General features: G+C 61.5%; 11 protein-coding genes. 10 read left to right on the top strand and 1 reads right to left on the bottom strand.

Translation table 11 applies throughout. The features are described 5' to 3' along the window. Positions 1-105: 105 nt before the first annotated feature. The 5 genes from P9273_RS09275 to P9273_RS09295 all read left to right on the top strand — a co-directional run bounded on the left by P9273_RS09275 (position 106) and on the right by P9273_RS09295 (position 3,829). Positions 106-552 carry a pseudoazurin gene (locus P9273_RS09275; RefSeq protein WP_278048635.1) on the top strand — a complete coding sequence of 149 codons (447 nt, stop codon included), beginning with the start codon at positions 106-108 and terminating at the stop codon, positions 550-552. Positions 553-809: 257 nt separating this feature from the next. After that, positions 810-1,913, top strand: coding sequence for a copper-containing nitrite reductase (nirK, locus tag P9273_RS09280; RefSeq protein ID WP_278048637.1), 1,104 nt, complete (start codon positions 810-812; stop codon positions 1,911-1,913). Positions 1,914-1,982: 69 nt separating this feature from the next. After that, on the top strand, positions 1,983-2,846 hold the full coding sequence (locus P9273_RS09285; RefSeq protein ID WP_278048639.1) for an SUMF1/EgtB/PvdO family nonheme iron enzyme: 864 nt from the start codon (positions 1,983-1,985) through the stop codon (positions 2,844-2,846). Between the two features lie 24 nt (positions 2,847-2,870). After that, entirely contained in the window at positions 2,871-3,320 is a 450-nt protein-coding gene (locus tag P9273_RS09290; protein ID WP_278048640.1) for a group III truncated hemoglobin, read from the top strand. Between the two features lie 77 nt (positions 3,321-3,397). Next, positions 3,398-3,829: a potassium channel family protein gene (locus P9273_RS09295; protein WP_278048641.1), complete on the top strand. Its 432-nt coding sequence runs from the start codon at positions 3,398-3,400 to the stop codon at positions 3,827-3,829. A gap of 15 nt (positions 3,830-3,844) precedes the next feature. On the opposite strand, the gene hemN is transcribed toward P9273_RS09295, so the two are convergent. Further along, on the bottom strand, positions 3,845-5,218 hold the full coding sequence (gene hemN, locus P9273_RS09300; protein ID WP_278048642.1) for an oxygen-independent coproporphyrinogen III oxidase: 1,374 nt from the start codon (positions 5,216-5,218) through the stop codon (positions 3,845-3,847). 266 nt (positions 5,219-5,484) lie between these two features. Between hemN and P9273_RS09305 the strand changes: the two genes are divergently transcribed. The 5 genes from P9273_RS09305 (at position 5,485) to ccoP (ending at position 10,940) form a co-directional block, all read left to right on the top strand. Continuing rightward, the gene (locus P9273_RS09305; protein ID WP_278048643.1) at positions 5,485-7,200 is read left to right on the top strand and encodes a SulP family inorganic anion transporter; all 1,716 of its coding nucleotides are present in this window, start codon (positions 5,485-5,487) and stop codon (positions 7,198-7,200) included. Between the two features lie 359 nt (positions 7,201-7,559). Beyond that, a complete protein-coding gene (gene ccoN, locus P9273_RS09310; protein ID WP_278048644.1) occupies positions 7,560-9,170 on the top strand; it encodes a cytochrome-c oxidase, cbb3-type subunit I in 1,611 nt (536 codons plus the stop codon). Positions 9,171-9,180: 10 nt separating this feature from the next. Next, positions 9,181-9,912, top strand: a complete 732-nt coding sequence (ccoO, locus tag P9273_RS09315) for a cytochrome-c oxidase, cbb3-type subunit II (protein WP_140836256.1) — start codon at positions 9,181-9,183, stop codon at positions 9,910-9,912. A gap of 12 nt (positions 9,913-9,924) precedes the next feature. Beyond that, positions 9,925-10,074 carry a cbb3-type cytochrome c oxidase subunit 3 gene (locus P9273_RS09320; protein ID WP_112097608.1) on the top strand — a complete coding sequence of 50 codons (150 nt, stop codon included), beginning with the start codon at positions 9,925-9,927 and terminating at the stop codon, positions 10,072-10,074. Positions 10,075-10,076: 2 nt separating this feature from the next. Next, positions 10,077-10,940, top strand: a complete 864-nt coding sequence (gene ccoP / locus P9273_RS09325) for a cytochrome-c oxidase, cbb3-type subunit III (protein WP_278048645.1) — start codon at positions 10,077-10,079, stop codon at positions 10,938-10,940. Positions 10,941-10,966 lie beyond the last annotated feature (26 nt).

Here is a 10,966-nt window from a genome sequence, read left to right on the forward strand (position 1 = left end):
CAATTTCGGCGAGCAATTTGCGCCAGCGCAAATCGCCAAGTCGTCCGGCGATCTACAAGGGCGCAACGGTTGATGCCGTGGTGAACCAAAGAAAGGACTATTCCAATGAAACTGCCCCTCATCGCTGCGGCGATCGCGTTGCTCTCAATTGCTGGCGCTGCAAATGCCGAAGAACATGTCGTCCAGATGCTGAACAAGGGTGACAAGGGCTTGATGGTCTTCCAGCCCGACTTCGTCCGCGCCGCTCCCGGCGACACCATCAAGTTCGTGCCGACCGACAAGACCCATAACGCCGAGATCATCAAGGGCATGATCCCGGACGGCGCCGAAGCGTTCAAGGGCAAGCCGAGCGAGGAGATCACGGTCACCCTCACCAAGGAAGGTGTCTATGGCGTGAAGTGTGCCCCCCACTATGGCATGGGCATGGTGGCGCTGATCGTCGTCGGCAAGCCGGTGAACCTGGACGCGGCGGAGGCCGTCAAGCAGATCGGTAAGGCAAAGCCGGTCTTCGCCGAACTGTTCGCCGAGGCGACCAAAGCCGTTGCGAACTGATCCGACAACATGTGGGACTGCCTCCGGCGGTGGCGAGCCGGAAGCACTGGCCGGGCAGACCTGGGGAGAGGTCTGACCCGGCCATTTTCATTTGAGATTGGGTACGTCGCTGCAATGACATCCTGTAACCGATATGGACCCGCAATCGCCTCTGAAATCGAACATCGGTTTGTTCAGATTTGCGCAAACGCAAAGACACGCCGAAACAGGACGCTATTCTGGCTTCATCGAAATCGTTGAAGTTGAGGAGATGAAGAATGCTTACCAGACGCGAAGCTCTGCTGGGTTCTGTTCTGACCGCCGCCGCCGTCGCCACCATCGGCTCTGCGCCTGTAATGGCCGCCGCGAAAGATGTGGCCGGGCTGCCACGCGAAAAGGTGACCCTGGTCGCGCCGCCTTTTGTGCACGCTCACGATCAGGTGGCCAAGGGGGGGCCCAAGGTTGTCGAGTTCACCATGAAGATCGAGGAGAAGCCGGTGGTCATCGACGCCGACGGCACGCAGCTCAACGCCATGACCTACAATGGCTCCATCCCGGGCCCTCTGATGGTCGTGCATGAGGGCGACTATCTCGAGCTCACGCTGATCAATCCCGACACCAACACACTCGCCCACAATATCGATTTCCATGCGGCGACCGGCGGGCTCGGCGGCGGCGCGCTGACGCTGATCAACCCGGGCGAGCAAGTGACGTTGCGCTTCAAAGCGACCAGGTCGGGCACATTCGTCTACCATTGCGCCCCTGGCGGCGCGATGATCCCGTGGCATGTCGTGTCGGGGATGAGCGGCGCGGTGATGGTCCTGCCGCGCGACGGACTGAAGGACGAGAAGGGCAAGCCCGTCCGCTATGACCGCATCTACTATGTCGGCGAGAACGATTTCTATATCCCGCGCGACGAGCAGGGGAAATTCAAGAAGTACGACTCGGCCGGCGACAACTACGACGACACCTTGAAGGTGATGCGCGGGCTGATCCCGACGCATGTCGTGTTCAACGGCAAGGCCGGATCGCTGACCGGAGAAAACGCCATGAAGGCCAAGGTCGGGGAAACGGTGCTGATCGTCCACTCGCAGGCCAATCGCGACACCCGCCCGCACCTGATCGGCGGCCATGGCGACTTCGTCTGGGAAGGCGGCAAGTTCGCGAACCCGCCCGCCAAGGATATGGAAACCTGGTTCATTCGCGGCGGTTCGGCGGGCGCGGCGCTCTATACTTTCCGGCAGCCGGGCGTCTACGCCTATGTCAATCACAACCTGATCGAGGCCGTTGAGCTCGGCGCCACCGCGCATTTCACCGTCGATGGGACCTGGGACGACGATCTGATGATGCAGGTCGAGGCTCCCAAGGCGATTGCCTCGTAAACCGGAAAGACGGTCTACCACGACCTGCCGGCGCGGCCGGCGGGTCGAACCTGCAGGCGGACTTTGAACATGTCCTTCGATCCTGTCTTCACAATTGGAACCATCGCTGCCGCCGCCCTCATCGGACTGGGCGTCAGCAACGCGATCGACGGGACGTCCTCTCGGTCCCGGGTTCCAGCTGCGGTGGCGGAAATGGTAACCCTAAAGCCCGGGTCATTCGAACACCCACAGCCTGGCGAATTCCTCAGGGACAACCATCCCGTGCCTGCGCCTGTGGCGAAAGAAACCATCGATACGCCTCTGGAAATCATGAAGTTCCAGGTCACGGCGTCAGACTATGACCGTTGCGTTTCGGACGGCGCCTGCAAGCCTGCCGATTCGAGCGTTGTCGGCAACGTCCCGGCGACGGGCGTCAGCTTCCTCGATGCGGCGGCTTATGCGAATTGGCTATCGGCAAAAACGGGCAAGACGTGGCGGCTGCCGACGGATGTCGAGTGGGCCTATGCGGCGGCCGAGCGGTTTCGAGCCGATATAGAAGCTGGTGAGGGCGACCCGGCCGATCCGGCGAGGCGATGGCTCACCCAATATCGCAACGAGTCCGCGCTCGGCCGCAAGGCGGATCCTGAACCGCGGCCCGTTGGGGCATTCGGAACCAACTCAAGAGATGTTGCGGATATCGCCGGCAACGTCTGGGAATGGACGTCGACCTGCTATGCCCATGTGACGATGTCGGGCGGTGCCGTCGCCAGTTCGGTCAGCAATTGTGGCGTGCATGTTGTGGAGGGTTTCCACCGCACTTACATGTCGAACTTCATACGCGACGGCAAAAGCGGCGGCTGCGCGGTCGGCACCCCGCCGGACAATCTCGGCTTTCGCCTTGTTCGCGATCGCAGCAGCCTCGCGCAGGCCCTTCGTCGCCTTGGCTTGACCTGAGTGACTAGAGAACAAGGAATATGAATGACTTCGAACCCCGTCCTGCTTGACAGCGTTCGCCCTGCCCCCGAACAGCCATTGACGCGCCCCGGCGTCGATCGGGCTTCGATAGGGACGCTGGTCCGCAAATTCTACTCCAAGGTGAGACGACATGAGCGGCTCGGCCCGATTTTCGCCCGAGAAATCGTTGGCGACTGGGAACCCCATCTTGAGAAGATGACGGACTTCTGGTGCTCCGTCATATTGAAGAGCGGCGACTATCAGGGGCGACCAGTCCCGGCTCATGCGAAGCTCGAGGACGTCACCGAGTCCGACTTCGACATATGGCTGGCCCTCTTCGATGAAACGGCGGCAGAGCTGTTCGCGCCCGAAACCGCGGCGGTGTTCGTCGAACGAGCGAAACGGATCGCCGCAAGCCTGAAGCTCGCCATGTTCTTTCGCCTTGATCGTGCCACGCTCACAGACGGCCAGTAAGGCGTTCCCGGGACGACCGGACCGGGAGGTTTGATCTGGCGCAAGGAACAGGGCGTTTCGGGCCGTAGTGTCCTCGAATGATCCTTAACCTTTGCGTCGGCACGCTCGTCATCAGTCTGACGGTCCTGATCCACACCTTCGGCCTTATCGCGATCACGCGCGTGATGGCGCATCTTGTCGCGCTCTTCCGTATGCATGGCCGGCGCAGCCGGGTCATCGCCATGATCAGCGTAGTGATGGGACTTTTTGCGGTCATGACGGCGGAAGTCTGGCTATGGGCCGGCATCTACCGGCTACTCAGGATCCTGAGCGACTTCGAGACGGCGCTCTACTTTTCGACCATCACCTTTTCGACGGTCGGCTACGGAGATGTGGTGCCCGCCCCTGGCTGGCGCATTCTGGCGGCCCTGGAAGGTATCAACGGCTTTCTGCTGATCGGCTGGTCGACCGCCTATCTGATCGCGGCCGGAACTCGTGTCGGTCCCTTCAAGATCGGCGAGCACTTCTGATCCACGGTTCCGCCCTTAAACCGCCAGCGAGTGCCTGCCGGTTCCATTTCTCAGATATTTGTCGAACTTCGCCGCCACTGTCCGGACGAGCGGACGGCTTTCCTCGGGGACAATGAAGTTCTCGCCCTCGAGCCGGAGAAGCCCGCCCTGGCTGCTGATGGCCAAGCGGCTCGCTTCGCAGAGCAGCCCTTGCCCGACGGCACCAAAGCGTTCGACAAGGTCCACGGCCGAGAAGGTGAAATTGCACATAAGGCGCTCGATGATCCAGCCCCGCGCCGGATCATCGAGGCTGAACTCGATACCTCGCGCTATTGCCAGTTGCCCCGGATCCACGGCCTTCTCGTACTCGCCGGTCGCGACGATGTTTTGCGCATACCCCTGGCGATACCGGCTGATCGAGGATGGGCCAAGCCCGATTAATGTCTCGCACTGATCCTCGGTATAACCCTGGAAATTACGGCGGATCTTGCCGGCACGCGCGGCAACCGCCAGCGCATCCCACGGTTTTGCGAAATGATCCAGCCCCACCGCCTCGTAGCCGGCATCGACGATCAGCTGAGCGGCATGGCGCGATTGCACCAGGCGCGCCGTGGAATCGGGCAGCCAAGCCTCATCGATCATAGTCTGGTGTTTCTTGAACCATGGCACATGGGCGTAGCCGAACAACGCCAGCCGGTCTGGCGTCAGCGTCAGTGCCTGAGCGACAGTTGCGGCAACGCTCTCGCAGGTCTGGTGCGGGAGCCCATAGAGGAGGTCCAGGTTTACAGAGTGAACTCCCCGCGCGCGCACTGCATCCACAATGCTCTTGGTCAGCGCGAAACTTTGCTCGCGATTGATTGCCCTCTGCACCTTGGGATCGAAATCCTGGACACCGAGGCTCGCTCTGGACATGCCGATCGCGGCGAAGGCATCGATCCGGCCTTCGTCCATGTCGTTGGGGTCGATCTCGACGCTGAGGCTCGCGTCGTCGAGAAAGTCGAACTGATCCCGCAAGGCTTTTCCCAGCATCAGTATATCGTCCGGCTTGAGCATCGTTGGGGAGCCGCCGCCGAAATGGACAGCCCGGACCCTGCCTCTGCCGCGCAGGAGGCCGGCGATCGTTTCGATCTCCTTGTGGAGCGAACGCAGGAAGGTGGCGACGGGCGCATAGTGGCGCGTCTGCTTGGTATGGCAAGCGCAGAACCAGCACAAACGGTCGCAATAGGGGATATGCAGATAGAGCGATATCTCGTCATCGCCTTCAAGCGCATCCATCCATCCGTGAACAATCACCCCGTCGACCCCCGGATGAAAATGCGGGGCCGTTGGATAGCTCGTGTAACGGGGTACGTTCTCTTCTAAGGCGCGGTTCAAATGTAGGTGAGTATTGTTCAGGGCTTTCTGTTGCATGGGCCGCAAGCTAGCCACCCTCGACCGCCGCAGCTTTGATTTCGATCAATGCCGAACAGGCCCTAAGTCGCGACAACAGCTCACCAAAGGCGAGACGCATCAGGGTCTTTGGGTTCGGGATCAGCAGTGTGCATCGACTAAAGCCTAAGACGGCCGTACCTGTACTTCTATATCCAGTCCGGTGGAGCGCGCCGCTGGCTTATGCGGCGCGCACGCATCGGAGATGATCAAGCTAGCCAGGACTGGTCATGGCGCGGATACTAAACATGAGTGACATCCCTCAGGAGGGAAACCGGCAGGAGCGACCGAGCTTCGCGGAGCTGTTTACTCCCAAGCTGGTTACAGTGCTGCGCGAGGGTTACGGCCTGGAGCAATTGCGGGCAGACATGATTGCCGGACTCACTGTGGCGATCGTGGCGCTGCCACTTTCGATGGCAATCGCAATCGCCTCACACGTTGAGCCGGCGCGCGGGCTCTATACCGGGATTGTCGGCGGATTCCTGGTCGGAGCACTGGGCGGCAGTCGCTTCCAGATCGGTGGCCCGGCAGGCGCCTTTATCGTTCTGGTGGCTTCCACCGTCGACCGACACGGCGTGGACGGCCTGATCCTGGCGACGCTGATTGCGGGCATGTTTCTCATTGCCGCTGGTTATCTGCGCCTTGGCACGTACATAAAATTCATTCCGTATCCAGTGACTGTTGGCTTCACGGCGGGCATTGCCGTCATCATCCTGTCCAGCCAGATGCATGACCTGTTCGGCCTGACGCTCCCCGGCAAGGAGCCGGGCGATCTTGTGCCCAGACTGATCGCGCTCACGCAAGCGGCCGGCACCTTCAATCCAGCCGCTGTTGCAATCGCAGCGCTTACCATCGCTGTCATTGTCGGGCTGAAACGCTGGCGGCCCTCCTGGCCAGGCTTTCTGGTGGCGGTCGGGGCAGCTTCGCTGGCCGTGATTTTGCTCCAGCTTCCGGTCGCGACGATCGGCAGCCAGTTCGGCGGCATCCCACGCACGCTGCCGCAACCGGCGCTGCCGACGCTCGGCCTCGACAAGATGGCGGCCGTGCTGCCGGACGCATTCTCATTCGCGCTCCTGGCGGCCATCGAGTCGCTGCTCTCCGCCGTTGTCGCAGACGGCATGACGGGCCGGCGCCATCGCTCCAACTGTGAACTGGTAGCCCAGGGCGCAGCCAACATTGGCTCAGCGCTGTTCGGCGGCATCTGCGTGACCGGGCTGATCGCACGCACCGCCACGAACATCCGAGCCGGCGCCCACGGACCCGCATCCGGAATGTTCCACTCTCTTTTCATCCTCCTGTTTATGCTTGTGGCGGCCCCGCTTGCCAGGTACATCCCGCTTCCAGCCCTCGCGGGCGTGCTGGCGATAGTGGCCTGGAATATGGTGGAGAGGTCCGCCGTGGCGGCATTGCTGAGGTCGTCGCGTGGGGACGCGCTGGTGCTGATCGTCACGTTCGCGCTCGTCATCTTGCGCGACCTCACAACCGGCATCGTGGTCGGCTTCGCGCTCGGGTCGTTGCTGTTCATTGGCCGCATGGCGCGCTCGGTCGAGGTCCAGGCACATGCCCCGCCTGTCGTGGACGACCGCGCCGACGACGCCGGCGTTGCGCGGATTGCCTATGATCCGGCCATCGCGACGGATCCCGACACGGTGATCTACCGCATTTCCGGCGCCTTCTTCTTCGGCGCGGCGGCCACCGTAGCGTCGACACTTGACAGAATAGCCGACCAGCCCCGCAATTTCGTGCTCGACTGTTCGGATGTGCCATTCCTCGATTCAACCGCTGCGAACGTGATCGAGGGCGTGGCCAAAAAGGCGAACCGCGCTGGGGTCCGGTTCATCGTCGCCGGCGCCTCCCCGCAGGTGCGCCGTATGCTGATCACTCATGGGGTTCGGCGGCCGCTTGCAGCCTACGCCCCTTCCGTAAGCGCGGCGCGAGCACAGCTCGGTGAAGGCAGGGATTAACTGTCTCGGCCAGCGCGTGGAGCCTTACTCGGCTTCGGCTGCGCCTTTGTCGCAGGAAAACGCAAGCTGAGTTGATCGCACCAGCAGCGGCCGGGGATGAGCCGGGCGCCGCCGTAACGGTTCGCAATGCGTGCGGCCTTCGCCAACTGCAAAAGCTGAGCTTTGCGAGCTTTCAATCCATCCTCCCACGAATGCGGTCAGTTGCCTGACCGCTCGCTGGTTTGGGTGATTTCCCCGGAGCAGATGCCGACCAAGCCGAAATCCAACCGGCTTTGACCAAGATCAAAGCCACCGCACTCCGATTGCGGAACTCATGCGTGCGTCGGCATCAGCCGCTAGTTCGAGATCGGGGACTTGCGATGAAATTTGGCACAGAGATCGTCCTTTTAGGGCTGTTTGCTTTTGCGGCCCTTGTGGCGGCCGGCTTCGGCGCGGATGAACCTTTTCGCCAGCACATGTGGGTTTTGTTCTTCGCGGTGGCTGGCTTCACCGCGATCTTGCTCCGTAATTCGGATTTCAAGCCCGCGGCGCCAGTCGTCCCTGACGCCTATATGGATGGTCCGATCCGCTACGGTGCCATAGCGACCATGTTCTGGGGCGTCGTCGGCATGCTGGTGGGCGTCATCATCGCGCTTCAGCTTGCTTTCCCCGACCTAAACATCCAACCCTGGTTCAATTTCGGCCGGCTGCGGCCTGTTCACACCTCCGGCGTCGTCTTTGCCTTTGGCGGCAACGCGCTGCTTTGCACATCGCTTTATGTCGTGCAGCGCACCTGTCGGGCGCGGCTGTTTGGCGGCAATCTCGCCTGGTTCGTGTTCTGGGGATATCAGCTCTTCATCGTCATGGCCGCGACCGGCTATCTACTGGGGATCACCGAGAGCCGCGAATACGCCGAGCCGGAATGGTATGTCGACATCTGGCTGACGATCGTCTGGGTCGCGTATCTGATCCTCTTCCTTGGCACCATTTTGAAGCGCAAGGAACCGCACATCTACGTCGCCAACTGGTTCTACCTGTCCTTCATCGTCACCATCGCGATGCTGCACGTCGTCAACAACCTGTCGATTCCGGCCTCGTTCCTGGGATCAAAGAGCTACTCAGCCTTCTCAGGTGTGCAGGACGCGCTCACTCAGTGGTGGTACGGGCACAATGCGGTCGGCTTCTTCCTGACCGCGGGCTTCCTCGGCATGATGTATTATTTCGTGCCCAAGCAGGTGAACCGGCCGGTCTATTCCTACCGCCTTTCGATCATTCACTTCTGGGCGCTGATCTTCCTGTACATCTGGGCGGGCCCGCACCACCTCCACTACACCGCCCTGCCCGACTGGGCGCAGACGCTGGGCATGGTGTTCTCGATCATGCTGTGGATGCCTTCCTGGGGCGGCATGATCAACGGCCTCATGACGCTCTCCGGCGCCTGGGACAAGATCCGCACGGACCCGATCGTCCGCATGATGGTCGCGGCGATCGCCTTCTACGGCATGTCGACCTTCGAAGGCCCGATGATGTCGATCAAGACCGTCAACTCGTTGTCCCACTACACCGACTGGACAATCGGCCATGTCCATTCCGGCGCGCTCGGCTGGGTCGGCCTGATCTCGTTCGGCGCCATCTACTACATGGTGCCTAAACTGTGGAACCGGCCGCAACTCTATTCGACCCGACTCGTGACGTGGCACTTCTGGCTGGCCACGCTCGGCATCGTGGTCTACGCGGCAGTGATGTGGGTTTCCGGCATCATGCAGGGGCTCATGTGGCGCGAGTACGACGAACAGGGCTTCCTCGTCTATTCCTTCGCCGAGACCGTCGCCGCCATGCATCCCTATTACATCATGCGCGCCGCCGGCGGCGCCATGTATCTCGCCGGCGCCCTGATCATGGCCTGGAACATCACCATGACCATCCGCGGCTACCAGCGCGAGGAACAAACCCTGCCGGGCTCCGCGCCCGCTCTCCAGCCTGCCGAATGAGGAGCCTGACATGGGCCTGATGGATAGACACGCTCTGATCGAGAAGAACGCAACCCTGCTTCTCGTCGGATCCCTGCTGGTAGTGACAGTCGGCGGCATCGTCGAGATCGCGCCGCTCTTCTATCTCGACAACACGATCGAGAAGGTCGACGGCATGCGGCCCTACTCGCCGCTCGAGCTTGCCGGTCGCAACATCTACGTGCGCGAGGGATGCTATCTCTGCCACAGCCAGATGATCAGGCCATTCCGCGACGAGGTGGAGCGCTACGGCCACTACAGCCTGGCGGCCGAGTCGATGTACGACCACCCGTTCCAGTGGGGATCCAAGCGAACCGGCCCGGATCTCGCTCGCGTCGGCGACCGCTACTCCAACAGCTGGCACGTCCAGCATCTTAGCGATCCGCGTTCCGTCGTGCCCGAGTCGATCATGCCGCGCTACGCGTTCCTGAAGGACACGCCGATCGAGGTGAAGAACTTTTCGACACATCTTGTCGCCAACCGGCGCGTCGGCGTCCCCTACTCCGACGACATGATCGCCAATGCCAATGCGGATCTGATGGCGCAGGCCGATCCCAATGCGGACACGTCGGGCCTGGAGAAGAGATATCCAAAGGCCAAGACCGGCGACTTCGACGGCAACCCCCAGCAGGTCACCGAGATGGACGCCTTGGTGGCCTACCTTCAGATGCTCGGCACTCTTGTCGATTTCAAGAACTACGACGAAGCCGCCGGCTACCGCTGAGGAGATCAACCAATGGACTACAACTTGATGCGGGAATTCGCCGATAGTTGGGGCTTGCTTGCCATGGCCCTGTTCTTTGTCGGCTGCATTGCTTTTGCGCTTCGCCCGGGTGGCAAGGCGCATGCCGACCACGCCGCCCAGATCCCTCTCCAGGACGACTGATCATGAGCAATGAGCATATCGATGAAATCTCGGGCGTCACGACCACCGGCCATGAGTGGGACGGGATCAAGGAACTGAACAACCCGTTGCCACGCTGGTGGGTGATAACCTTTTACATCACCATCGCCTGGGCGATCGCCTACACGATTGCCTACCCCGCATGGCCGATGCTGAGTTCCGCTACCAAGGGCGTTATAGGCTTTTCCAGCCGCAACGGCGTCAAGAATGAACTGGCCGCAGCGGAGTCAGCCAAGGCAAAATATGTGGCGGCAATACAATCCAAGACGGTCTCGGAGATTGCCACGGACGACGCTTTGCGCGAATTCGCGGTTGCGGCGGGCGGCGCTGCATTCAAGGTCAACTGCGTGCAGTGCCACGGCTCCGGCGCCCAAGGATCGCCAGACTTTCCGAACCTCAATGACGACGATTGGCTTTGGGGCGGCAAGGCGGAGCAGATCCAGCAGACGATCACCCACGGCATCCGGTTCGCGGCCGACGCCGAGACCCGCCAGTCCGAGATGCCAGCCTTTGTCGACGTGCTTAAGCCGGATCAGATCGCGCAGGTCAGCGCCTTCGTAGCCAGCCTTTCGGGACCGGTGCGCGAGAAGAGCTTGATCGAACCTGGCGCGAAGGTCTTCGCTGACAATTGCGCCGCCTGCCACGGCGACAACGCAAAAGGCAATCGCGACCTCGGCGCACCCGATCTGACGGATGCGATCTGGCTCCATGGCTCCGGCGAGGCGGCGATCGCTTCGCAGGTGCGTACGCCGAAGAACGGCGTGATGCCCGCATGGGTCGGCCGGCTCGGCGAGACGACAGTTAAGGAACTGGCCGTCTACGTCCATTCGCTTGGCGGTGGAGAATAGGCGCGGGCCTGTTCTTTGCTCTCGGC

The organism is Mesorhizobium sp. WSM4935 (genome assembly GCF_029625735.1).
In the GTDB taxonomy this organism is placed as follows: Bacteria; Pseudomonadota; Alphaproteobacteria; order Rhizobiales; family Rhizobiaceae; genus Mesorhizobium.